Source organism: Rhodoferax sp. EU05-FHT12H12, from assembly GCF_058791215.1.
Genome location: NZ_JBYTDI010000002.1, coordinates 489,460 through 513,283 on the forward strand (window position 1 = coordinate 489,460; position 23,824 = coordinate 513,283).

The window sequence follows — 23,824 nt, forward strand, 5'->3', positions numbered from 1 at the left end:
TTGATTGATCGAATTCTGATCGTTGGTCTTGGCAGTATCGGTCGGCGGCATCTCGGGCTGGCCCGCGACCGATTCCCGGATGCTGATATCCGCATCCTCAGGCATGTGGTGCACGATGATGTTCCTCTGCATGCGAATGGCTGCTTCTCGACGCTTGATGAGGCACTTGCCTTCTCGCCGCAATTGGCCGTTATTGCCAGCCCCGCGCCCTTTCATGCTGCAGTGGCGCAGGCACTGGCAAGCATTGGCTGTCATCTGCTTATCGAAAAACCGCTTGCTGATACCTGGCGTGCGGCCGCTCCACTGGTCAAGCAAGCCAAGACGTGCAAGCAGATTTTTCTGCTGGGCTATAACTTGCGCTATTTGCCATCCTTGCAGCGATTCAGGCAATCCTATAACGATGGCCTCATTGGCCGGGCCCTGTCGGTGCGTTGCGAAATAGGACAGTATCTGCCGAACTGGCGGCCAGGAAGCGATTATGGGAAAAGCGTTTCAGCGCGGCGCGAACTGGGCGGAGGAGTGTTGCTGGAGCTGAGCCATGAGCTGGATTATCTGTGCTGGCTTTTTGGCGAGGCACAATGGGTCAGGGCAACCCTTGCGAGGCAGAGCGATCTGGACATTGATGTCGAAGATACTGCCCATCTGACCTTGGGCTTTGGAGAGCAGAGCCGCCCTTTGATTGTCGTGCTCACTCTTGATTTTATTCGGCACGACATGACTCGCCAATGCACCATTATTGGTGAAACGGGTAGTCTGCGCTGGAACGCGATCAGCGGTAGTGTCGAACATTACCCCGCTGGAGCGGGTGCTTGGCAGTCACTATTTGTGCAGGAGCCGGAGCGGAATCAAAGCTATCTGGCTGAGTGGCAACATATGGTTGCTTGCATGGAGGGGCAGGAGCAGCCTTTGGTGACCGTGCATGACGGATTCCATATTCTCAAGATCATAGAGGCCGCACATCATTCATCCGGTGCTTCGGGCGTTCAGGTTTCGGTACGCGACATTCAGGAATAATTCAAGCATGAGTACGGTTGGCTTCATCTTTGCGCGCGGAGGCTCCAAGGGCGTACCGGGCAAGAACATCCGTCCCTTGGGCGGCAAGCCGCTAATTGCCTGGTCGATAGAGCAGGCATTGGCAGTGCGCCGAATAGAGCGTGTCGTGGTTTCTACAGACTCTCCCGAGATTGCAGATGTTGCTCGCGCATTTGGCGCCGAGGTGCCGTTCATGCGGCCATCCCATCTCGCTCAAGATGACAGCCCCGAGTGGCTCGCATGGCGCCATGCACTTGAGTACTTGCGCAACCAGGAGGGAGTCCTGCCCGACACCATGGTTTCGATTCCAACCACTGCACCTTTGCGCTTGCCAATCGACCTTGAAAACTGCCTGGATGAATACGAGAAAGGTATTGCGGATGTCGTTGTCACCGTCTCTGATGCGCATCGCAGCCCGTATTTCAACATGGTTACCAGGCAAGCCGATGATCGCGTTAACCTTGTGATAAATCCTGCAGTGGGCATCAGCCGTCGTCAGGATGCGCCGGTTGTTTATGACATGACAACCGTGGCCTATGTGTTGAATACCTATTTCGTCCTTCAGCATGTCGGTCTGTTTGAGGGCCGAGTACATGCCGTGCATGTGCCGGTCGAGCGTGCTCTTGATATTGATACGCCGCTTGATTTCAGGATCGCCGAAATGCTGATCGCAGAGCGTACAGCGGGTGCCGCTAGTGGCGCCCGAAAGGAGAAGTAGTATGAGCAAGACAGGGGCGCAGGCGTCGTTTGATCTTTCGGGTAAAGTTGCCATCATCACTGGCGGCGCCGGCATTCTTGGGCAGCATTTTTGCCGCGGTGTCGCGAGCGCAGGCGCAAACGTTGCGGTTGTCGACGTCGATGTGGAAAAGGCCCGTATGCTAGCCAACGATATTCAGCAGAATCTTGGGGTTCGGGCGATTGGGGTGCATTGTGATGTCGCAAGCCCGACCTCCGTTGGCGAGATGGTTGACGCTGTTTGTCAGGAGTTTGGGCAAATCAACCTTTTGCATAACAACGCCGCCAGCAAGTCCGACGATCTGGATGCGTTCTTTGCTCCTTTCGAAAACTACAGCCTGAATGAGTGGCGGAAAATCATGGCCGTCAATATTGATGGAATGTTCTTGGTTGCCCAGGCGGTAGGGCGGAAAATGATTGAGCAGGGAACGGGTGGCAGTATTGTCCAGACCGCATCGATTTATGGCGTGATGGCGCCTGACCAGCGGATTTACGAGGGATCTTTTTACCTTGACCGCCAGATTAATACACCGGCTGTTTATAGTGCCTCCAAGGCTGCGGTGATAGGTTTGAGCCAATATCTAGCAACCTACTGGGCGAGTCAGGGCATTCGTGTTAACACGCTGACCCCCGGAGGCACTGAGAGTGGCCAGAACGAGGAGTTCAAGCGTCGTTACGCTGCGCGTGTCCCGATGGGCAGAATGGCCGCGGCCTCTGAAATGGTAGGGGCTTTGCTCTACTTACTTTCGAATGCATCGAGCTACGTCACAGGCCAGAACATTCTGGTGGATGGCGGCTTGAGTGCCTGGTGACACTGCATATTTTCATATAAGCAAAAATGGAATTTAACAAGAGCTATACCCAGTATTGGGAATCTGCTGTTCAGAAGTCGGTCGATGGCACGGTAATCGCCGGGCTGAATGAAGCAGATCACTTTCTGTCCCCATTGGGTCTGAGTCGCAGCGACCGTATCCTGGATTTGGGCTGCAGTACCGGGAGAATGTGTGCGGCGCTGACCCGCTACTCGGACGCTGTCTACGGCGCCGAGCCCGATAGTTACGCGGTCGGCAAAGCCTCGGCACAGCCCTATCTAGAGATCCGTCAAGGGACCGCGGAGGCAACTGGGTATCCGGACGGATTCTTCGAATTTGTATTCTGCTGGGCCGTTTTCGATGTTGTCGACCATGTTGATGGCCTGTCCGAGATCAACCGTATTCTCAAAGACGGCGGCCATTTTCTGATTACATGCAAGGCAGATAACTATGATCTGCAGGATGTATTGGCGTTCAAGGCCGAGAAAAATGCCTTTCTCAAGGGCTTTCCGAACAAGTTCACCAATCTTGCGCTGCTCTGCCGCCAAATCGGAACATTCGGGTTCGAGCTGACTGGGTTGGTCACCTTCCCGCGCCGGGGGGACATGGGGCTGCTGAATTACAAGCGGCAGAATGTTGGAGAGAGGGAGCGTGGATCGGTAATTGAAGGTTACGAATACTTGATGGTTGCAAAAAAAGTATCGACACCCGGTGGCGTGCAAAAAGATCTTAGTGCAACTTTAGACGGGAAGTTTTCTGCGACCGCAAAGACGCTTGCATCGCGTGCAGGCCATGCCTCCGTCAAGGAATATTTTGAATCGATTGGGATTGATTGAGCGTGGCTGACAAAAAAATACTTTATGTCGTTCATTGCATTGATACTGAGGGCCCGCTCAATGAGTCGCTCAGTGCAACATTTGAACGACTGAAATCGATTTTCAGTATCGAGCTTGAGCACACTCGGGAAAATCTCCAACGCATTCAGAATCGTCAGATCGATCTTGGTGGGCAAGAGGAGGCGGTAGCCAAATGCTTTTCACCGGAACTACTGAAATACAACCGCAGTTGGGGTGATATTGATGCAATGCTGTCCGAGCTCCTTTCAGCGGAGTATCGTCTGCAGCAGCCGGATGACTTTGGCGGCGGCTGGGTTTACTCTTGGCACTGCATGGATCATGTCGGATTGTCGGAGAATCCACGTCGCAAAGACTTTGGTTACGGCAATATCTTCAGCCATTACAAGGAAAAACTGCGCGAGTCTGCAAGCGAGGTCGATGAAATCAACTGGCACTTTCATCCGCTTTCGCTTGTGCGTAACCCGTTGCATGCCGCAACTAGCTACGTTAACAGCTTTGATGTATTGACACAGATTCTTTGCCGCCGTGTGCTCGACGAGGGTTGGTTCCCAGTGGTAAACCGCCCGGGCTTTCATGCGGAGCGTCCTGATTCACATGCCTTCCTCGAGCAGTGGCTGCCGTTTGACTATGCCAATCAATCAGGGGCCGGAGTCGTTAACCAGCCCGATCTTTCTTTTGGCCGTTTTGGCGACTGGGAGCGCGCATCCACGAGTTGGCGCGGCTACCAACCACATCATGACGACTACCAGCATGAGGGACTTTGTCGGCGCCGTATTTTTCGCTGCCTGAATGTAGGGACCCGATTCCGCGCCCTGACCGAGCGTCATGTACGCGAGGCATTTTCTGAGGCGGATGCACGTGGTGCTGCGATTTTGGCATTTGCCGATCATGACTACAGGGATATGCGCCCTGATGTTGACGTCGTGAGGGCGCTCTTGAAAACAGCAAGGGCAGACTATCCAGAGGTGCAGATCAAATATGCGGGTGCTGAGGCAGCTGCAGTTGCACTGCTTGGCTTCGAACAAAAGCCCGAGCTCGAGTTGAGGATGAGGCTCGAATCCAATCGCCTTATTGTGGAGGTATCGAAGGGTGAAGTGTTCGGGCCGCAGCCTTTTCTTGCCATTAAGACTAGAGAGGGGCGCTATTTCCACGACAACCTGGATGTCATAGCACCACGTCAAAAGTGGTCATACATCCTCGATGATCAGACGATCCCGCTTGAGCAGGTCCTAGAGCTCGGTGTTGGTTCTGCGGGCGCGCACGGAGGCTACTCAGTCGCCGTTCAGTCGATGACATGAGGTTGCGCCAGCTTCCGCAATGAGAGCAAATCTTGTCGTTTCAAACTGCACTGAGCTGTGGGTAAAGGGTGCCGAAAAGTACCAATTCTTGACCGAGAATTGCCGTGACTATGCGATTGCTAGCGGGGTACCCCCTGAGCTATGCTTGAGTGTGTCATGTCCCATGCTGGAAACGCAGGGCTCGATCAACTTTATCGAGAGTTACCTCACAAAACTTTTGCCCGTCATTGCTGGCAGGTTGGCTCAGTACCATGGACATGGCGACGCGTTCTGGAGACGTACGCTTTTCTTCTACCTGCGCGACTTGATCGGCAGTGCGCACACAGTCTTTGAGCAAATAGATGCAGTTTTTGATCCGGCTGCACATGAGATGCGCATTGCATCACTGCCTGCCAAGGTGCCTTTGTACGGTGTGAGCGCTACGCTCGAAGATGGTTTGTACTGGGGTATTACCGATGAGGGGCGTGAGTATTACGCTGGGGAGTATTTTCGGCTTTTTTATCCCGGCATGTTTGTCGAGTTGCCGTTGCGCAGGAAAACGTTTTCTCCCGCGCAATCTGAAAAAAAATCGAGATCGATTGGCGGTGTAGTCAGAGAGGCCGCCAAAGCAATCTTGAAACGTGGCAGCCGCCGTTTGCTTGTGATAGTGACCAATGCTCAGTACGAGAAAACACTGGCAAAAAAAGTTTTTTTTCGCAGCTTCGGTCAGGTTTCGTTTCATCACACGGTTCCATCTCTCAAAGGCCTTTTTGAAGAGACATATACCGTTGATCATGCTCTACGCAGGGATATTGCCGAGCCGCTGAAGTCAAGTCAAAATAGGTTCGAACAATATCTGGGGCGTTGTCTTGAAACTTCGCTTCCCTGGGCGCTGGCCGAAGGTTTTGACCGTTCGTACGCGTTTTATAGGGATTTTTGGTCCAGTTTCCCAGGCTTGCAATATGTGATCTCGGAAAACATGTATCAGCAAGATGCTTTGCCGCGTGCAGTGTGTGAATTACAAGGCGTGGAACTGATTACCCTGCCACACTTTTTCCCGCTCGAGATTTATGCCGCTGCCAGGCTGAATCGTTTGCAGATTCAAGACCGTTTCATTGCACGTGGGGCAGCGCAAATTTCACCCGCGGCAATAGGCAGCGGAACGGTTTTTCCATACTGTCTGGTGGACAAGAGCGAACAAAAGGATATTGATACGTTGTACGTGACGACAGATTTTTATGCCTATTTCCAGCCCTTGCAGCAGTCGGCTGATGGCTCTGGTTACGATGTATTCAAACACTTCAAGCAGTTTGTCAGCGCATTTCTTGGCGCCTTGCCCAAAGCGGCAATTGAGAAAATAGCAATCAAGAAGCGCCCGCCGCCGCTGCTGACATCACTACAAATGGACTATCCCGCTGCAATTCGCGTACTTGATCCGTCTTGGCCGGCAAAAGCGTACATGGGAAAGGCAAGGCTGGTAATTGTTGAAGGCATGTCTACATCACTTTTTGAGTCGCTGGCCTCAAATATCCCGACGATTGCATTCTGGCCAGCTGATCTTTACCATCTTGGAGCGGAGTTTGAAGGATATTTTTCCGCGCTTGAGGAAGCTGGGATTGTTGTGCATGATCCACTTGAATTAGCTCGGCAAGTGGAGAGGGCGCAGCAAGATTCTCGTGCATGGTGGTTTAAGCCAGATATGCAAGCGGCCAGAGCTCGCTTTTTGGATCAGAATCTGCATGACAATGCTCATGTTGAAGAGGTACTGCTGAGCATGGCTAAGGGCAGGTAGACAAAGCCACTGCGAGCTGGGGACGGCGGCTAGCAAGTACGCGTCTATGCACGATTAGGCAAAAAATCATCAAATCAATCCACATCACCAATGGGCGGCACCATGCTTTCTAATTCATCCATTCTGCTTACTGGCGGGACTGGTTCATTCGGCCACACTTTTGTCCCCATGACCTTGGCTAAGTACAACCCCAAGCGGCTGGTCATCTATTCGCGCGACGAAATGAAGCAATGGGAAATGGCGAAGCTATACAAAGACGATCGCCGCGTACGGTTTTTCATTGGTGACATTCGCGACCGCGAGCGCTTGTACAGAGCCTTGGATGGTATTGACCATGTTGTGCATGCAGCGGCAACAAAAATTGTACCAACAGCCGAATACAACCCATTCGAGTGCGTAAAGACCAATATTATCGGGGCGATGAATTTGATCGACGCCTGCATCGATAAGGGGATTAAGCGCGTTGTTGCTCTCTCGACAGACAAAGCAAGCAGCCCTGTTAATTTGTATGGTGCAACCAAGCTTGCCTCAGACAAGATGTTCGTCGCCGGAAACTCATATGCAGGCGGACATGACACCCGTTTTTCCGTAGTGCGCTACGGCAATGTAATGGGCTCCCGCGGCTCTGTGATTCCCCTCTTCCTGAGCATCAAGGATGCCGGGGTACTGCCGGTTACTGATGCACGCATGACCCGATTCATGATTACCCTTGAGCAAGGGGTCGAACTCGTTTGGCATGCATTTGAAGATATGCAAGGTGGCGAAATATACGTCAAGAAGATTCCCTCGATGAACATCACCGACATTGCCAAGGCAGTTGCTCCGACCGCACGGCAGGAGTTCATCGGCATACGTCCTGGTGAGAAATTGCACGAGCAGATGATTGGAGTGGAGGATGCCTTGCATACCTATGAGTATTCGGAGCACTTCAAAATCCTGCCCGCCATTCATGACTGGAGCAGTGATCCTTACCGGATCAAGGATGGTGTCAAGGTCAAGGATGACTTCATTTATGCCAGTGACAACAATCAGGACTGGATGACGATCCCTCAGCTCGAAGCTTGGATTGCTGCCAACGCCGGTAAAATCGGACTGTCTTGATGGAGCACATACCTTACGGGCGACAGTCCATCAGCGCTGCTGACATAGAGGCAGTGTGTGGTGTGCTTAAGTCGGACTTTCTGACTCAGGGCCCGGTCGTTCCTCGTTTCGAGCAGGCGGTGGCTGATTATTGTGGCGTTGCTCATGGGGTAGCCGTCAACAGTGCAACCAGTGCGCTCCATCTGGCATGCCTCGCGCTAGAAGTTGGCCCCGGCGATATCGTCTGGACAACGCCAATTACGTTTGTGGCCAGTTCGAATTGCGCTCTGTACTGCGGTGCTGAAGTCGACTTTGTCGATATTGACCCGCAGACCTATAACCTCAGCGTTGAGCGGCTGACGGAAAAGCTTGTTGTTGCCGAGCAGCAAGGAAAGTTGCCAAAAGTTGTTATCCCCGTTCACTTGTGCGGGCAGCCCTGCGATATGGCAGCAATCCATGTGCTGGGTCAGCGCTATGGTTTCCATATCATTGAAGATGCATCCCACGCGATTGGCTCCCGATATCAGGGTAAGCCCGTGGGCGGCTGCCAATTCAGCGATATCACTGTGTTCAGCTTTCATCCGGTGAAAATCATTACGACCGGTGAGGGTGGCATGTCTGTCACCAGCAATGCTGGCTATGCAGAGAAAATGCGCCGCTTGCGCAGTCACGGCATCACGCGAGAAGCCGGAGAAATGACCGAACCGCCGCATGGTCCGTGGTATTACCAGCAGATCGAACTTGGTTTTAATTACCGCATGACCGAAATGCAGGCGGCACTTGGCTTGAGTCAGATGCAACTACTGGATACATTTGTGAGTGAGCGGCAAAGAATTGCCGACCACTACGACGAGGTGTTGGCCGCGTTTCCGGTAATCAAGCGACCGTGGCAACACGCGGACAGCTATTCTGCTCGTCATTTGTATGTCGTGCGAGTACCTGCCGCCAAGCATAACGCAGTGTTTGCACGCATGCGCGAGCTGCATATCGGCGTGAATCTGCACTACATCCCGGTGTATCTGCAGCCTTACTACAAGGGCCTCGATTTTTCCTCCGGCTACTGTCCGGCGGCCGAGGCTTACTACGCGGAGGCAATATCGCTGCCAATATTCCCAGCCCTTGCAGCACCGCAGCAGGCGGCGGTCATCAATGCGCTGATGGAAGGGATGGCCGCGTGAGGCTTGCCGTCATTCCGGCGCGAGGGGGCAGCAAACGCATCCTCCGGAAGAACATTAAAAGCTTCGCCGGCAAGCCAATCATTGCGTGGTCGATTGAGGTCGCACTGCAGAGCCGGTGTTTTGATCATGTCATCGTCTCAACTGATGATTCCGAGATTGCCGAAGTCGCGCAGCGCTTGGGAGCATCCGTTCCCTTCATGCGACCTGCGGCACTTTGTGATGATCACACGGCAACGATTCCTGTTGTCCGCCATGCGATAGAGTGGTTCATGGCAGAGGGGACGGAGCCTGCCGAAGTGTGCTGCATCTACGCCACCGCTCCTTTTGTTCAGGTTGTCGATCTGCGGGAGGGGCTCGAGTTACTGATGGCTGCACCCGATTGCCACTACGCATTTTCTGTTACCAGCTACCCGTTCCCCATACAGCGAGCCATCCGCATTACTGAGAAAGAGCGCGTTGAAATGTTCAATGCCGAGCATTTCAATACGCGCTCTCAGGATCTGGAAGAGGCGTGGCATGACGCTGGCCAGTTCTATTGGGGCCGGGCAGCGGCCTGGCTGGCCGGAGAGCCGGTGTTTTCACCGAAGTCTGTTCCGCTGCGATTGCCCCGTAAACGCGTGCAGGATATTGATACTCTCGAAGACTGGGCGCGTGCAGAGTGGCTGTTTAGGGCCATGCAAGAACAGCCCTGAATATCGTGTCATTGAGGATTGCTTTTCGTGTTGACGCATCACGGCAAATTGGCACTGGCCATGTCATGCGTTGCCTGGCACTTGCTCATGTTTTGAAAGCAGAAGGGGGACACTGCCTCTTTATTTGCCGTGAGCATACTGGGCACCTTATCGACTTCATCTGTCGAGAGGGACATGAAGTTTTACGACTATCGCCACCGAATTCGGCACTGTCAACAGCCCAGGACCAGTGGCTTGGCGCCGATTGGCAAAGCGATGCCGAGCAGACATTGGCCGCACTCAAAGGGGCGCGTCCCGACTGGTTGGTAGTTGATCATTACGCGCTTGATGCGCGTTGGGAGAACGCCCTGCGTGAAAACTGCCGGCGATTAATGGTGATCGATGATCTGGCTGACAGGCCGCACAGTTGTGATCTGCTTCTTGATCAAAATCTCGTCGCCAACCTGTATAAACGATATGAAAACCTCCTGCCCGAGCAAGGCGTAAGCTTGCTCGGCCCGGGTTACGCGTTGCTCCAGCCTGCTTATGCAGCCTTGCATGAGCAAGCACGACCACGCACTGGGCAGCCGCGACGTGTGTTTGTGTTCTTTGGCGGCGTGGATACGGAAAACCTCACTCAGACTGCTCTCTCGGCGCTTCTGAAACTTGACCTGTCCAATCTCCTGGTGGATGTTGTTGTCGCCGACAGCAATCCGCATCGTGAAGCCCTCGAAATGCTGGTGAGAGAGATGCCGAATATTCACTTACACGGATCTCAACCGACTTTGGCGCCAATGCTGCTTGCTGCCGATCTGGCAATTGGTGCAGGGGGGGCGACCAGCTGGGAGCGACTGTGTCTGGGCTTGCCTACGTTGGTCATTACCGTGGCAGACAATCAGCGCCCGATAGCAGACGAGCTGGACAAACGGGGCCTTGTGCGTTGGATCGGGGACAAGGACAGTATCCAGATGGATGCGCTGGTAGCGCAAATCCAAACCATCTTGCAACAACCGTTGGACGCATGGTCGGCGAGCTGCCTGAAAGTCGTGGATGGGTTGGGTGCTGGCAGGGTCTGCGCTGCGTTACTGGCCGATAAAAAAACAGTCCTGATTGCCAGACGCGCCTGTCAGGATGATGAGGCGCAACTGCTGGAGTGGGCGAATGATCCACTGACACGTCGCAACTCGTTTTCCAGCGCACAAATTTCACCAGAGAGCCATCATCTCTGGTTTTCAAAGCGACTAGCTAATGCCGACTGCCAGCTTTATCTGATCGAGACTGAGGGTGGCCTGGCTGCGGGTCAGGTACGTTTTGAGCGCGCACAAGGGGCTTGGGAGGTACACTTCACATTGAGTCCCGTATTGCGTGGCAGAGGTTTGGGAACCTCTCTGCTCAAGGCCGCGTTGGACGCTTTTGTGCAGGGGCAGTTAGGAGTCGTTGTCTTTGGCCAGGTTAAGACAGCGAACCGTGCATCGTGCCGCATGTTCGAAGCGTTGGACTTTAGTCTTGTGTCTGCCGCTGGCGCAGATGTCGCAATTTATCAATCAAACCAGTTTTGAGGCAGCCATGAAGATCGCCAACCGAGTCATTGGGCCGGATCATCCGCCGTTCGTCATTGCCGAAATGTCAGGCAACCATAACCAGTCGCTTGCACGAGCACTAGAGATTGTTGACGCTGCCGCTAAGGCGGGTGCGCATGCATTGAAACTGCAGACTTATACAGCGGACACCATTACGCTCGACGTAAACGAGGGTGAGTTCTTTATTCAGGATAAATCCAGCTTGTGGGCGGGGAACAGTCTGCATCAGCTTTATCAGCAGGCCTATACTCCGTGGGAATGGCATGCGCCGATATTTGAGCGTTGTCGGGGGCGCGGAATGATTTGCTTCAGTTCTCCATTTGATGAGAGCGCAGTGGATTTTTTGGAAACCCTGAGTGCCCCAGCCTACAAGATCGCATCGTTCGAATTAGTGCACTTGCCCTTGATCCGCAAGGCCGCAGCTACAGGAAAGCCGCTCATCATGTCCACCGGGATGGCCACAGTTGCCGAAATTGATGATGCGGTTCGCACTGCCCGTGCTGCAGGCTGTACGGATCTCACCTTGCTCAAATGCACCAGCACCTATCCGGCCACACCTGAAAACAGCAATCTGCGCACAATTCCCCGTATGCGCGAGACTTTCGGGTGCGAAATCGGATTGTCTGACCATACGATGGGGGTTGGTGCAGCGGTTGCAGCCGTAGCGCTAGGTGCATCGGTGATTGAAAAGCACTTTACGTTGCGCCGATCGGATGGGGGCGTCGATAGCGCCTTTTCAATGGAGCCTGCGGAGTTGGCCTTGCTCGTTGAAGAAACTGAAAGAGCATGGCTTGCTTTGGGGCATGTCGCCTATGGTCCGCGAGAGGCCGAGCTGAAGTCGCTCGCATTCCGGCGCTCTTTGTATATCGCGAAGGATATCAATGCAGGCGATACGCTAACTGTGGAAAATCTTCGCTGTGTGCGGCCTGGTCATGGCTTGCCCCCTAAGTTTTACGATTTGTTTATAGGCCGCAAGATAAATCAGGATGCCAAGAAGGGTACTGCGCTGACCTGGCAAATGGTTGGTTGAGCGAGTTGCGCACCACCATGTATCCGATAAATAGGGTGTGAGTGTGATCGAGAAGTTAATCAGGTTGTTTGCCCGATACCCGAATGTGAAAGGCGTGAGCCCGCGATCGTTCGGTTTTCTTGCCTGTACTCGCGCAAGCGGCAAGCCCGTAGCTGTTCTGGCGTTGCAGTCGGTATGTGACCGGTTTTATTTTCTGCTGTTTGGTGCAATACGTGCTCGCCTCGGTGCGCGAGTACCCGTTCGTGCTGATCTGGTGATGACACAATCGGTGAATGGCGCAATCGGTACAGGATCTCTGGCCGAGCTAAAAAGATCGGCGCCGGCCGCTTGGCTGCGTTGTGCGCAGTGGGTTCGTGCTTACGGTCCGTGGCTAGATCGCATTGCCTACCGCTGTGCAAGCTGGACTAGCCCCATGGCCGATTTGCAGGCGTGGGTTCAGTCAAAGCGTCTTTGGCAGATGCTACGAACCCAGACCGGGGAGTTTTCGTTGCAACTTAATGGCGTTGAGGTTGCCGATCTATTGATAGATTCCTATCTCCGTTTTAAGCCGGCGCCGGCCTTTGCGGTACACGATCCATTTGTTCGACGCTTGATCTGGCAGGCCTTGCGCGATGAGCGCCAGGCACGTGCTTACTTCGAGCGAGTGCGTCCGGCATGGTATTTATCCTCTCACAGTACTTATCTTGAGCACGGTATTCCGGTCCGGGTTGCCTTAGCTCATGGGGTGGAGGTATGGTCGTTTGGCAATCTCAACGGGCTGGGAAAAAAACTAAGCCTTGAGGATAGTTTTCATACCCCGGACTTCTCAGCATACAGCCGTGATTTTAATGTGCTGGACAGGCAGGAGGAGCGTCTCGCAGAAGCCCAAGTACAGCTTGAGCGAAGGTTGTCAGGAGGTATTGACCCCGCGACAAGCTATATGCGCCAATCGGCATACGCAAACACCAAGGTCAGTGTGCCACCCAATCTCAAAGGCGCAGTCGTAGTCTTTTTGCACGATTTCTACGATAGCCCCCATGTCTACCCAGAGCTGGTGTTCAATGATTTCTGGGAGTGGGCTTGCCTTACAATTACCACCCTGCAGGAGGCGGGTTTGGTGCTTTTCCTTAAGCCCCATCCGAACCAAATCGCGCTAAGTGATGAGGCTATATCTCGTTTACGGGAGCACTATCCGGGCTTGAACTGGTTGCCCTCTGGAATTAGCAACGTTCAGCTGGCAAAAGCAGGGATTGCTTGCGGAGTGACTGTATATGGCACAGTTGCCCATGAAATGGCTTATTTAGGCATTCCGACAATCGGCTGCGCCCGCCACCCGCATCATTCATTTGATTTCTGCAGAACGGCAAAATCCAGTGCCGAATATGTGGCGATGCTACGTAGTCCGGAGGTTTTACCCTTGCCAGTGGAGGCGATGAAGAGACAGGCGCTCATGTTTTATTACATGAATAATCTTTATGGTACGGAGGCAGAGCGAGCCTTGGCTTCTTCGTTTATTGCCCTCTGGAGAGACTGCAATTTTGGGGATGACCCAGAAGAGATGGTAATGGCGCGCTTACAAGCCTTTACCGCGCTGCCTGGCTTCGATGACTATATTTCCCGCTTGGCCAGCAAGATCAAAGCGGTGGCCTGCTAAAACGCGTTTAGTTCATCCAGCAAAAAATTCATCAAATGAAGAAACTTTTTTTTCTTGTCGCACATAGTTGTTTCTTTGTGCTTGGGGTAGTACAGTTTCTCGCCCGCGGCACCAATAGTCAACGAGCCCATAAGGCGTTAATTTATCTCTTTTGTGTCTCCGGCGGCCATTTCAATGCTTGGTGCAGTCGAATCGTGAGTATTTGGCACAAGCCACTCAAGCAAGCTTCGAAAAGTGGAATCCTTGGCGATATGGACGGCGCGTCGGGCGAGGCGGCCCTGCGCGACTTACAGGAAAAAGGCTACGTAGTTTTTGAAAATGTCCTTGCCCCAGATGTATGTGAGCGGCTGATGAGCTTTGCTTTGAGAACGCCGGCCAATATCCGAGCCATGGATGGCGAAGAGAAGTTAGCCATCCCGCGTACGGCCATATACAACGCAGATAAACCTGAAGCGGTTCGCTATGACTACAAAACCGACGATTTGTTGAGTAATGCGGATGTGCAAAACGTCATGGCCGATCAGTCAATTCTGGCCTTGGCCGAGGCCTACCTTGAAGCTCGACCCAAGCTGGATGTTGTTTCAATGTGGTGGCATACGCGCTTCCACTCGAAAGGGGATTCCGAGGCCGCCCAGTTCTACCACTTCGACATGGACAGGGTGAAGTGGTTGAAAGTCTTTATTTACCTGACCGAAGTTGGGCCAGAAGATGGGCCGCACGCCTTCATCGCGGGTTCGCATCGGCCAGGTGCGATCCCTCAGCAGTTTCTCGATCAAGGGTACGTTCGGTTGATGGATGACGAAGTGTTCGCCCATTACGGTGAGGCCAGAGAGGTCAAGTTTGCCGCTCCGCGCGGTACAGTCATTGTCGAAGATACGCGTGGCTTTCATAAGGGAAGCCCCGTTTCTGGTAACCCCAGGCTCTTGCTCCAAATGCAGTTGAGCAATTCCTTGTTCGGTGTTACCTACCCCAAAGAATTTTTGCCTAGCCAAAGAACGCCTGCATTGAGTTCGCAGCTGGCCCTTTTTTCGGACGTATACAAAGCCTATTTGTAACGCAAGATATGCGTGCGCTTGAGCAGGGCGCCACGGCACACACAGTGGGAAGATTTAATTAATGAGCAAGTCGAGAAGATTGACCAGACTTTGTTATGAAGTGCTGAAGATAGACCTCATCCGTAACTACTTTTGCTGGATGCGCTTCCAGTTCAAGAAAGGTAACGTCAGGGTACTGGAGACGATGAGCGACGATGTCGGTAAGGAAACCATTTCACACAATATGGGCGCACTCAGCAATCGTGCTGCCTATGGAATGGGCAATCGCATGGCTTTGCTGCTATATCCGCTGGCAGCCCTAGTACGTGACATTAATCAGCCCAAAGTACTGATTGTCGGCCCCCGTACGGAGGATGACATTTTCTGGGCCCGATCTTTGGGCATGCTGGACGCGCGAGGTCTGGATCTGTTTTCGTATAGCTCTCTTATCGACATTGGCGATATGCATGCTACCAACTATGCTACTGGCGTGTTTGATGCGGTCATTCTGGGCTGGGTGGTTAGCTATAGCAATGCTCCAAACGTTCTGTTGCAGGAATGTCAGCGAATTCTCAAACCGGGCGGCTATCTTGGCTTTGGTATCGAATCCAATCCGGACCTGCGAGTGACAGGAGAGGTGAAGCCGCCGCGCGCGAATCCGCTGAATTCAGCCCACGAGATTGCGGCGCTGACTTCTGCGAAAATCGTTTTTATCCATGACCCTCAGATTGAGGTTCCGACCGACAACGCTGTGATTCTTAAGTTGACCGACTGAGCCCTCGCTACAGGAAAACATGAGCTACTTTACGATTATCGACTTACCAACTTTTCTGGATGCCCGTGGCGGGCTGACTGTTCTGGATGGTGCGTTACCTTTCGAAATCAAACGTACTTATTGGATCTATGGTGCAGATGGACAAGTGCGCGGCGGGCATCGTCATGTCAAAACGCGGCAGGCCTTGGTCGGTATCACTGGCACGGTTTCGGTATACATCAATGACGGAAGGTTTAGCGAAACCGTGGTCCTGAAAGATCCAAGTCATTGCTTGCTGGTTGAGCCCAAAGATTGGCACACCATGTCTTTTGGACCTGGCTCGGTGCTGCTGGTGTTTTCTTCCGAGCCATATGACCGAGCCGACTATATTGACGACAAATATGACTAAAGCCATCATCGAATACGAAAGTCTCGCGCGCACTAACCAAGCATGGATGGCCGACCTGGAGTCGGCGGCTTCAAAAGTAATTCGCTCGGGGTGGTATGTGCTGGGGAGCGAGGTCGCGGCCTTCGAAACTGAATTTGCTGCATATGTCGGCACGCGGCATTGCATCGGCGTGGCTAATGGTTTGGATGCGCTCATTCTGGCGATCGAAGCGCTTAATCTGCCGAAACACAGCGATGTTTTGGTTGCCTCCAATACCTATATTGCCACGATCCTGGCCATTTTGAGAGCAGGTCATCGCCCAGTACTTGTTGAGCCGGTTCTGGATACTTTCAACATGGATCCGGCGCTGCTGGACCAAGCCATGACCTCCGAGACAAGGGCGGTTTGCGTTACGCACTTGTTTGGCAAACCGTGCAGGATGGAAGCCGTCACTGCCTTTACGCAAAAGCATGATCTACGCCTAATCGAAGACTGCGCGCAATCCCACGGCGCAACCCTGGCGGGGGCAATGACCGGAACGTTCGGGGATGCCGGCTGTTTCAGTTTCTACCCGACCAAAAATCTCGGCGCCTTGGGTGATGCAGGGGCTGTTGTGACCAACGACGATGCGTTGGCTGACCGTTTGCGTCACCTGCGCAACTATGGTTCCAAGCTGAAATATGTCAATGAGTATCTGGGCGTCAACTCTCGTCTTGATGAAATGCAGGCGGCCATGTTGCGCGTCAAACTGCGCCACCTTGACGACCTGATTAAGCATAAGCGAATGCTGGCGGACATTTACTTCAAGCATTTGCCGAGTTGGATCCCTCTGCCGACCCGGCAGGACGACGAGTTTGACGTATTTCACATCTTTGCCATACGGTGTCCGCAGAGAGATGCTTTGCGCCAATACCTGCTTGAACAAGGAATCAAGACGGAAATCCACTATCCGATTCCACCGCATCAGCAGCCTGCCATGGCCGGCTTGCTATCCGGAAATTATCCGGTAGCCGAGGTTTTGCATGCTACAGAGCTGAGTCTGCCGATTTCAATGGGGCACACCGCTGAAGAAGTTGAGGCGGTTTGTACGGCTCTGGGTGCCGATGAAGCGCGCCTGTTCTTCGAGGGAAAAGGGCTTTGAGGATTCTGCTTCTCGATACTTATTACCCGGCATTCTTGCGTCAGGTTTATTCAACCAATGGAGACTTGGCGCAAGCGAAGTATGCGGTCCAACGTGACTTCTTGCTTGGCCAATGTTTCGGTACATCCGATTTTTATTCTCGGCATTTACGTTCTCTGGATTGCGAAGCGCAAGATTTGATCGCCAACTGCATCCCGTCGCAAATTCGCTGGGCTGAGGAGATGGGTGTTTCTGTATTCAGGCCCTTTCTGGGAATATCCCCACGCCTCAATCGACTTCCTCTTGTTGGCCGCGTGCTCGCGCGTTTACCCGGCTTGCAACAACTACTAACTGAGCAGGTTCTTCAATTTAAGCCGGATGTTCTGTATTGTCAGGACATTAATTTCCTAGTGCCTGAAACCTTGGGGGCGCTGAAGAAATCAGTGCCTCTGATTGTCGGCCAGGTTGCATCCCCGTTGCCCGCAGCACCTTTTTGTCGTGGCTACGACTTGATCCTAACTTCCTTCCCTCATTTCGTTCCGCGCCTGCGCGCGCTGGGTGTGGCCGCCGAGTACTTCCGCATTGGTTTCGATGCCAGCGTCCTCGGACACCTAGGCACGGTTGAGAAAGACATACCAGCAAGTTTTGTCGGAGGAATCGGCAGGCATCATGGCAAGGCTGTTCCCACGCTCGAATATCTAGCTTGCAATACGCCGATTGAATTCTTTGGCTATGGAATGGAGAATCTCGACCCGCAGTCTCCGATTCGTCCACGGCATCACGGAGAGGTTTGGGGGCTCGAGATGTACCGCGCTTTGGCGCGCAGTCGGATAACGCTGAATCGTCATATCAATGTTGCAGAAAACAATGCAAACAATATGCGTTTGTACGAGGCTACAGGGGTTGGAACTTTGTTGTTGACCGACAAGAAAGACAATCTTGGCGAGCTGTTTGAAGTCGGGAAAGAGGTTCTTGCGTATGAAAGCCCGGAAGAGGCCACAGCGCTGATTGCCTACTACCTGAATCATCCTGCCGAGGCCGATGCGATTGCGAAAGCAGGCCAGGCACGTACATTGTCTGGGCACAGTTATGCATCCCGCATGGGCGAATTGCTCCCGATACTAGAAGCCCATCTGGGGCAGAAAGGCCATTAAATGGGCGTTAACCAAAAAACACCAGAAGCCGTTAGCCAGTACTACGATCAGGACTATTTCAACTGGCAAAAAAATATTGGCGCATTCGGTGGCTGGGCGAATTCCAGCAAGTTCTTCGATTCCATCAAAAAGGACCATGTTGTCGTAGATTTCGGTTGTGGTGGTGGGTTCCTGCTTAACAATCTGCAATGTGCAGTCAAAGTCGGTATTGAGCCAAATGCTTCGGCAGCTGAAACCATTCAGGCCAATGGAGTGCGACACTTTCAGAGCGTTGCCGAGGCAATCGCTACATTGGGCGAAGGAGCGGTCGACGTAATTATTTCAAATCACGCGCTGGAACATACTCTGAACCCATTGCAGGAGCTCAAGGATTTGCGGCGCTTACTGAAAGTGGGCGGTTTGATTCATTTTTTTGTGCCTTGCGATTCAGTTAACTATCGCTATAACCCGGCCGACATCAACTACCACCTTTTCAGCTGGAGTCCTCAGAACTTTGGCAATCTGTTTAATGAAGCCGGATTTGAGGTTCAGCACGCAAAGGCATACATTCACAAGTGGCCGCCGTACTATCGCTTTTTTGCTCGATTGGGCCGCCCCGTTTTCGATCTTGTTTGCCGCCTTTATGCGCGGGTTGAGCGCTCATGGTTCCAGGTCGAGGTCAAAGCCCAAAAGACGACCGCCTGAGCTCCAAAGTAAGCCATGCGGCATTACATCAGCTATGCACCTGATTCCCTACTGCATTTCGGCGGGCGCGTGCCGGTTTGTTCGCCTACCTAGTCAGAGAGATATCCTTTGATACAGCCAAAGTACTTCTGCACGCTGTTTGACAGTGGCTATCTGCTCAAGGGCCTCGCCATGATGCGCAGTCTGGCGCGTTTCTGTCCAGGTGCAAAAATCTATGTGCTTTGCATGGATGCTCAGACCAAATATATTCTTGAGCGGCTGGATTTGCCGTTTGTCAATTGCACTACATTGGCGGAAGTCGAAAGCGAAGAGTTGTTAAAGGCTAAGGCGGATCGTGGCGTGGCCGAGTATTGCTGGACGCTTTCGTCCTGCTTCACTTGGCATGTGATGCAAAACCATCCGGAGATCCATTTCCTAACCTACGTCGATGCCGATCTGCTTTTCTATTCCGACGTGCAACCCTTGTTCGATGAAATCGGCGATGCCTCCATTGCCATCATTGAGCACCGTTTCACTCCTCGCTTACGGGACAGGGAGGTAAATGGTCGCTTCTGCGTGGAATGGGACAGCTTTCGTCGAGACGAGCAGGGCCTAGCTTGTCTTTCGCGCTGGCGCGAACAGTGCATCGAATGGTGCTATTATCGCCTTGAAGACGGAAAGATGGGCGACCAGAAATATCTGGATGAATGGCCCGAACGCTATTCCGCCTGTCATATCCTCATGCATCCGGGCGCCGGCATCGCGCCCTGGAACTATGCGCAATACCGATTCGGCAAAAATGAGATCGATAACGTCACGGTGGAGGGTGTGCCGCTGATTTTTTATCACTTCCACCAGTTTCAGTTGCTTGACAACGGCAAGTTTGATCGACTTTCCACCTTTTACACCTCGGAGTGCGCCGAGCCGGCCGTCGTGTATGAAGCATATGAGGCCGAATTGAAACAATGTGTGGTCGATGTCCGCGCAACGGTGCCGGATTTCAGAGGCGGCCTGAAGCCGGTGTCGACTGTGCGCGGCCGCCGTTTCATTCAACAGTTTGTACCTATGTGGGCCAAGGAAGTCGCGCGCCGCTTCCTGCGCTATTGATCCATGGGTGCCGATCCGCTCGTCTCCGTCATTACGGTCTGCTATAACAGCTCGGCGACATTGGCGCGTGCGCTGCAGTCTGTGGCGGATCAGGATTGGCTGCGGGTAGAACACATCGTCATCGATGGTGCTTCGACAGATAGTACCTCAGCCATCATCGAGCGCTTCCGTCCACGACTGGCCCATGTTGTCAGCGAGCCGGACGATGGTATCTACGATGCGATGAACAAGGGTTTGGATTGCGCCAACGGGGATATCGTCTGTTTTCTGAATGCCGACGACCAATACGCGGACCCTCAGGTGCTGTCGCGAGTCACGGCACAGATGCGTGAACATGATCTGGACGCGTTGACGGGCGATGTAGGCTTCTTCCGCGAACAGGATCCTTCGCGCATGGTCCGCCGCTACCGTTCTGATCTCTTCCATCCAAGGCGGCTCGCTTGGGGCTGGATGCCTGCGCACCCCGCGTTATTTTTAAGCAGCGCCGTAATAAGGCGAGTAGGACGATTCCGAACCGATTATCGTATTGCGGGAGACTTCGAATACATCGTTCGAGCCTTCCACAACCATGCGCTGAGCTACCGACATCTGCCTGAAGTGCTGGTGAATATGCAAACGGGTGGTGCCAGCACAAATGGTTGGCGCTCGAAGATTTTGCTCAATCTAGAAGTGCTCCGCGCCTGCCGTGAGAATGGGCTGCAAACCAATATGTTAAAGATACTCTCCAAATACCCGAAAAAAATACTGGAGCTTCTTCAGAAATGAGGGTACTCGTTACCGGGGCGAGCGGTTTTGTGGGGCGTGCCTTGGCACCTTATCTCGCCGGGCTTGGTCATGAGGTGGTGTCTACGGTGCGTCGGCCTAGCGGCATTCTTCACGAGTACATTGTGGGCAATGAAGCATCTTGGATGTCCGCGCTTGAAGGGTGTGACAGCGTTGTCCACTTGGCGGCTCGTGCCCACGTTATGCGCGAGCAGGAAAGAAATCCCCGGCAAGCCTTTCGTGTGAACAATGTCGATGTCACTATAGAGCTAGCGGCTCGAGCGGTTAAGGCTGGCGTGCGCCGATTCGTCTTTATGAGCACCGTCAAAGTGAATGGCGAGGAGACAGCCCCAGGATGCAGTTTTCGGGCAGATGATCCACCCCATCCCAAAGATTTTTATGCGGTTTCCAAATGGGAGGCTGAGCAGGGGCTCCTAGAAATTGCCCAAAAAACAGGGCTAGAGGTGGTAATCATCCGTCCTCCGCTCGTGTATGGCCCTGGTGCCAAAGGGAACTTGGCGTCCTTAATCAGGTGGGTAAAAATTGGCATACCACTCCCGCTCGGAGCGGTCAATAATCGCCGATCGATGATTGCCTTGGATAATTTGATTAATTTCACTGCATTGTGCGCAGACTTCGACGCCTCACCGAATGCCAAAGGCCAAGTCTTTCTGGTGTCCGATGACGACGATGTGTCGACAGCCGAACTTTTGCGCAGAGTTGCCAAGGCATATCGGTGCGGTGGTCGCTTGTTTTTAGTCCCGGTTGTTTTAATGCGTCACGCTGCTGGATGGATGGGGAGGACATCTACTGCTGACCGTCTCCTTGGCTCATTGGTGATAGATGACTCGAAGGCTCAGCAGTTGCTCGGATGGCAGCCACCAGTCAGCATGGATGAGCAGTTAAAAAAAATGGCACTTCATGACTTGCTTATTTGATGTGATGTGTCGTCGCCAACATTCCTTGTTGGCACGCTTGGTTTTGTGCTCGTGACAGTGTTGGAAGGGGGACCTTGATATCGGTTTCTCAAAGACACCTCGTTAAGGTGGTCGATGAAACAGGAGGTTGCAAATGGCAACAAGAAGGCAATTCAGCCGTGACTTCAAAGTTGAAGCTGTAAACTGGTAGCCGAGCGCGGTGGGGGGGGGGGCGCGTCAGCCAACTAGCACGAGATTTGGATGTGAGGGAGGCGGTTCTGGATACGAGGGCCGACGTAAGGCCCTCAGCAGGCATTCCACGCTGGGGTACTTAAGTCCGCCGACGTCCCCCCCCCGTATTTGAGTAGCAAATGATGTTGGAGTCCAATCCCATAAGACAGGAGATTGGACGTGAAGAAGAGATTTACCGAAGAACAAATCATTGGCTTCCTGCGCGAAGCGGAGGCGGGCCTGGCGGTCGCTGAGCTGTGCCGTAGGCACGGCTTCTCAGAGGCCAGCTATTACCTCTGGCGTAGCAAGTTTGGCGGCATGAATGTGTCTGATGCCAAGCGCCTGAAAGAGCTGGAAACGGAGAACGGGCGACTCAAGCGATTGCTGGCCGAGGCGATGTTGGAGAACGAGGTGACGAAAGAAGCCTTGAGAAAAAAGTGGTGAGCGCACCGGCCAGACGTGAACTGGTGCGCCATATGGTCAGCCATGGACTGAGCGAACGTCGCTCCTTGCGTGTCATCGGCATGAGTGCCTGCGCCTACCGCTATGAGCCAGCACAGGATCGCAATTGCGCACTCAAGGACAAGATCATCGCCTTGGCACAGCGCCATCGCAGATATGGCTCTGGGATGATCTATCTGAAGCTGCGCCAGGCCGGCGAGATGGTCAACCACAAGCGCGTGGACCGCCTGTACGCCGAAGCCGGCTTGCAGGTGAAGAAGCGCAGGCGCAAGAAGATCCCGATTACCGACCGCCATCCTCTGGAGCGTCCCACGGCAGCCAACCAAGTGTAGTCCATGGACTTTGTGTTCGACCGTACGGCAGAGGGACGCAGCATCAAGAACCTGACGGTGGTGGATGACGCAACCCATGAGGCCGGGGCGATCGTGCCGGAGCGTGCATTGGGTGGAACCAACTGGTGCGAATCTTGGAGCAACTGGCCAGTACCAGAGGCCTTCCCAAAGCAATCAGAACTGACAACGGCAAAGAGTTCTGCAACCGGGCCATGCTGACCTGGGCGCATGCACGGGGTGTCCAGTTGTTTCTGATCGAACCAGGCAAACCCAACCAGAACGCCTACATCGAATCATTCAACGGACGGTTCCGAGATGAATGTTTGAACGAGCATTGGTTCAGCAGTCTGCCGCTTGCCCGTGTGATCGTTGAAGCATGGCGACGTGAATACAACGAGGAGAGACCCAAAAGATCTCTGGGGGGAATGACCCCGGCGGCCTACGCTAAGACACTTATCGGAAAGCAGTTAAATTAACCACCGGACTCCAAACCCAAGTGCTACTGGTAATGGGGGGACGTCGCCGATACAGTTTGAGGACGCTTTAAAAGCTTAGGGCAGTGTCCACGGAACCGGCAGCAGCCCAATGGCCTATCATTGGAGTAAGCGAGGATTTTGATAGGAGCGAATATGGGTAAATGTAGCGATGAAAAGATTTTTTGACATCCTTATCGTGTTTTTTCTACTTAGTTTGCTTTTGATCCCATTGATCTTAGTGGCATTGGCGGTGAAAATTACATCAAGAGGGCCGGTTCTTTACTGGTCCGATCGAATTGGGCAGAATAATAAGATATTCAAGATGCCGAAGTTTCGTAGCATGTACCTAGAAACGCCTGTTGTTGCGACACACCTTTTGAGCAACGCAGGTGCTTATCTGACGCCGATTGGTAGTTTTATTCGCAAAAACAGTTTAGACGAACTCCCTCAGCTTTGGAGTGTTCTCCGTGGGGATATGAGTTTGGTGGGCCCACGTCCTGCTTTATTTAATCAATATGACTTGATTGAATTGCGCACTCAATGCAGAGTGCATACATTGAAGCCTGGAATAACAGGGTGGGCGCAGATCAATGGAAGGGACGAACTGCCTATTCCCGACAAAGTGGCATTGGATGTGAAGTACCTGCATGCTCAATCGTTGGCATTAGATATGAGAATCGTCCTTTGGACTGCATTGAAAGTCTTTCGTCAAGAAGGGGTTTCACATTAAACTAGGCATGGTCGTAG

At 53.1% G+C, this 23,824-nt stretch carries 22 protein-coding genes and 1 pseudogene; all 23 read left to right on the forward strand.

Translation table 11 applies throughout. The features are described 5' to 3' along the window. On the forward strand, positions 1-1,014 hold the full coding sequence (locus tag AC3WS7_RS07115; RefSeq protein ID WP_492655861.1) for a Gfo/Idh/MocA family protein: 1,014 nt from the start codon (positions 1-3) through the stop codon (positions 1,012-1,014). Between the two features lie 7 nt (positions 1,015-1,021). After that, positions 1,022-1,750 carry an acylneuraminate cytidylyltransferase family protein gene (locus AC3WS7_RS07120; protein ID WP_492655862.1) on the forward strand — a complete coding sequence of 243 codons (729 nt, stop codon included), beginning with the start codon at positions 1,022-1,024 and terminating at the stop codon, positions 1,748-1,750. 1 nt (position 1,751) lies between these two features. Then, positions 1,752-2,579: an SDR family oxidoreductase gene (locus AC3WS7_RS07125; protein ID WP_492655863.1), complete on the forward strand. Its 828-nt coding sequence runs from the start codon at positions 1,752-1,754 to the stop codon at positions 2,577-2,579. A 26-nt stretch (positions 2,580-2,605) separates the two neighbouring features. Next, positions 2,606-3,415 (forward strand): class I SAM-dependent methyltransferase, encoded by an 810-nt coding sequence (locus tag AC3WS7_RS07130; protein WP_492655864.1) that lies wholly within the window; start codon positions 2,606-2,608, stop codon positions 3,413-3,415. A gap of 2 nt (positions 3,416-3,417) precedes the next feature. Continuing rightward, entirely contained in the window at positions 3,418-4,734 is a 1,317-nt protein-coding gene (locus tag AC3WS7_RS07135; protein WP_492655865.1) for a hypothetical protein, read from the forward strand. A gap of 19 nt (positions 4,735-4,753) precedes the next feature. Next, complete coding sequence (locus tag AC3WS7_RS07140; protein ID WP_492655866.1) at positions 4,754-6,505, forward strand: hypothetical protein; 1,752 nt, start codon at positions 4,754-4,756, stop codon at positions 6,503-6,505. Positions 6,506-6,607: 102 nt separating this feature from the next. Further along, entirely contained in the window at positions 6,608-7,606 is a 999-nt protein-coding gene (gene pseB / locus AC3WS7_RS07145; protein ID WP_492655867.1) for a UDP-N-acetylglucosamine 4,6-dehydratase (inverting), read from the forward strand. Continuing rightward, complete coding sequence (pseC, locus tag AC3WS7_RS07150) at positions 7,606-8,763, forward strand: UDP-4-amino-4,6-dideoxy-N-acetyl-beta-L-altrosamine transaminase (protein ID WP_492655868.1); 1,158 nt, start codon at positions 7,606-7,608, stop codon at positions 8,761-8,763. Before pseB ends, pseC begins: the two co-directional genes overlap by 1 nt. After that, entirely contained in the window at positions 8,760-9,455 is a 696-nt protein-coding gene (pseF, locus tag AC3WS7_RS07155; RefSeq protein ID WP_492655869.1) for a pseudaminic acid cytidylyltransferase, read from the forward strand. The genes pseC and pseF overlap by 4 nt, the downstream gene beginning before the upstream one ends. 5 nt (positions 9,456-9,460) lie before the next feature. Continuing rightward, entirely contained in the window at positions 9,461-10,993 is a 1,533-nt protein-coding gene (gene pseG / locus AC3WS7_RS07160; RefSeq protein WP_492655870.1) for a UDP-2,4-diacetamido-2,4,6-trideoxy-beta-L-altropyranose hydrolase, read from the forward strand. A 7-nt stretch (positions 10,994-11,000) separates the two neighbouring features. Beyond that, entirely contained in the window at positions 11,001-12,044 is a 1,044-nt protein-coding gene (gene pseI / locus AC3WS7_RS07165) for a pseudaminic acid synthase (RefSeq protein WP_492655871.1), read from the forward strand. A gap of 37 nt (positions 12,045-12,081) precedes the next feature. Next, complete coding sequence (locus AC3WS7_RS07170; protein ID WP_492655872.1) at positions 12,082-13,677, forward strand: hypothetical protein; 1,596 nt, start codon at positions 12,082-12,084, stop codon at positions 13,675-13,677. Positions 13,678-13,712: 35 nt separating this feature from the next. After that, complete coding sequence (locus tag AC3WS7_RS07175; protein WP_492655873.1) at positions 13,713-14,732, forward strand: phytanoyl-CoA dioxygenase family protein; 1,020 nt, start codon at positions 13,713-13,715, stop codon at positions 14,730-14,732. Positions 14,733-14,832: 100 nt separating this feature from the next. Beyond that, positions 14,833-15,486 carry a methyltransferase domain-containing protein gene (locus tag AC3WS7_RS07180; RefSeq protein ID WP_492655874.1) on the forward strand — a complete coding sequence of 218 codons (654 nt, stop codon included), beginning with the start codon at positions 14,833-14,835 and terminating at the stop codon, positions 15,484-15,486. Between the two features lie 19 nt (positions 15,487-15,505). Continuing rightward, on the forward strand, positions 15,506-15,874 hold the full coding sequence (locus AC3WS7_RS07185; RefSeq protein WP_492655875.1) for a sugar 3,4-ketoisomerase: 369 nt from the start codon (positions 15,506-15,508) through the stop codon (positions 15,872-15,874). Continuing rightward, complete coding sequence (locus AC3WS7_RS07190; protein WP_492655876.1) at positions 15,867-16,994, forward strand: DegT/DnrJ/EryC1/StrS family aminotransferase; 1,128 nt, start codon at positions 15,867-15,869, stop codon at positions 16,992-16,994. The genes AC3WS7_RS07185 and AC3WS7_RS07190 overlap by 8 nt, the downstream gene beginning before the upstream one ends. Then, positions 16,991-18,127, forward strand: a complete 1,137-nt coding sequence (locus tag AC3WS7_RS07195) for a CgeB family protein (protein ID WP_492655877.1) — start codon at positions 16,991-16,993, stop codon at positions 18,125-18,127. Before AC3WS7_RS07190 ends, AC3WS7_RS07195 begins: the two co-directional genes overlap by 4 nt. Next, entirely contained in the window at positions 18,128-18,811 is a 684-nt protein-coding gene (locus AC3WS7_RS07200; RefSeq protein WP_492655878.1) for a class I SAM-dependent methyltransferase, read from the forward strand. It abuts the gene before it with no gap. Positions 18,812-18,982: 171 nt separating this feature from the next. Beyond that, positions 18,983-19,897, forward strand: coding sequence for a hypothetical protein (locus tag AC3WS7_RS07205; RefSeq protein ID WP_492655879.1), 915 nt, complete (start codon positions 18,983-18,985; stop codon positions 19,895-19,897). A 3-nt stretch (positions 19,898-19,900) separates the two neighbouring features. Next, positions 19,901-20,662 carry a glycosyltransferase family 2 protein gene (locus AC3WS7_RS07210; RefSeq protein WP_492655880.1) on the forward strand — a complete coding sequence of 254 codons (762 nt, stop codon included), beginning with the start codon at positions 19,901-19,903 and terminating at the stop codon, positions 20,660-20,662. Further along, complete coding sequence (locus AC3WS7_RS07215) at positions 20,659-21,597, forward strand: NAD-dependent epimerase/dehydratase family protein (RefSeq protein WP_492655881.1); 939 nt, start codon at positions 20,659-20,661, stop codon at positions 21,595-21,597. Before AC3WS7_RS07210 ends, AC3WS7_RS07215 begins: the two co-directional genes overlap by 4 nt. A gap of 390 nt (positions 21,598-21,987) precedes the next feature. Beyond that, positions 21,988-23,077: pseudogene (locus tag AC3WS7_RS07220) on the forward strand (IS3 family transposase). Between the two features lie 169 nt (positions 23,078-23,246). Then, positions 23,247-23,807, forward strand: a complete 561-nt coding sequence (locus AC3WS7_RS07225) for a sugar transferase (protein ID WP_492655882.1) — start codon at positions 23,247-23,249, stop codon at positions 23,805-23,807. Positions 23,808-23,824 lie beyond the last annotated feature (17 nt).

Bases quoted from the DNA above. Each gene is read 5' to 3' on its own strand.
- AC3WS7_RS07120 (WP_492655862.1), top strand. From the start codon at position 1,022: ATGAGTACGGTTGGCTTCATCTTTGCGCGCGGAGGCTCCAAGGGCGTA.
- AC3WS7_RS07125 (WP_492655863.1), top strand. From the start codon at position 1,752: ATGAGCAAGACAGGGGCGCAGGCGTCGTTTGATCTTTCGGGTAAAGTT.
- AC3WS7_RS07130 (WP_492655864.1), top strand. From the start codon at position 2,606: ATGGAATTTAACAAGAGCTATACCCAGTATTGGGAATCTGCTGTTCAG.
- AC3WS7_RS07140 (WP_492655866.1), top strand. From the start codon at position 4,754: ATGAGAGCAAATCTTGTCGTTTCAAACTGCACTGAGCTGTGGGTAAAG.
- pseB (WP_492655867.1), top strand. From the start codon at position 6,608: ATGCTTTCTAATTCATCCATTCTGCTTACTGGCGGGACTGGTTCATTC.
- pseC (WP_492655868.1), top strand. From the start codon at position 7,606: ATGGAGCACATACCTTACGGGCGACAGTCCATCAGCGCTGCTGACATA.
- pseI (WP_492655871.1), top strand. From the start codon at position 11,001: ATGAAGATCGCCAACCGAGTCATTGGGCCGGATCATCCGCCGTTCGTC.
- AC3WS7_RS07175 (WP_492655873.1), top strand. From the start codon at position 13,713: ATGAAGAAACTTTTTTTTCTTGTCGCACATAGTTGTTTCTTTGTGCTT.
- AC3WS7_RS07185 (WP_492655875.1), top strand. From the start codon at position 15,506: ATGAGCTACTTTACGATTATCGACTTACCAACTTTTCTGGATGCCCGT.
- AC3WS7_RS07190 (WP_492655876.1), top strand. From the start codon at position 15,867: ATGACTAAAGCCATCATCGAATACGAAAGTCTCGCGCGCACTAACCAA.
- AC3WS7_RS07200 (WP_492655878.1), top strand. From the start codon at position 18,128: ATGGGCGTTAACCAAAAAACACCAGAAGCCGTTAGCCAGTACTACGAT.
- AC3WS7_RS07205 (WP_492655879.1), top strand. From the start codon at position 18,983: ATGATGCGCAGTCTGGCGCGTTTCTGTCCAGGTGCAAAAATCTATGTG.
- AC3WS7_RS07210 (WP_492655880.1), top strand. From the start codon at position 19,901: ATGGGTGCCGATCCGCTCGTCTCCGTCATTACGGTCTGCTATAACAGC.
- AC3WS7_RS07215 (WP_492655881.1), top strand. From the start codon at position 20,659: ATGAGGGTACTCGTTACCGGGGCGAGCGGTTTTGTGGGGCGTGCCTTG.
- AC3WS7_RS07225 (WP_492655882.1), top strand. From the start codon at position 23,247: ATGAAAAGATTTTTTGACATCCTTATCGTGTTTTTTCTACTTAGTTTG.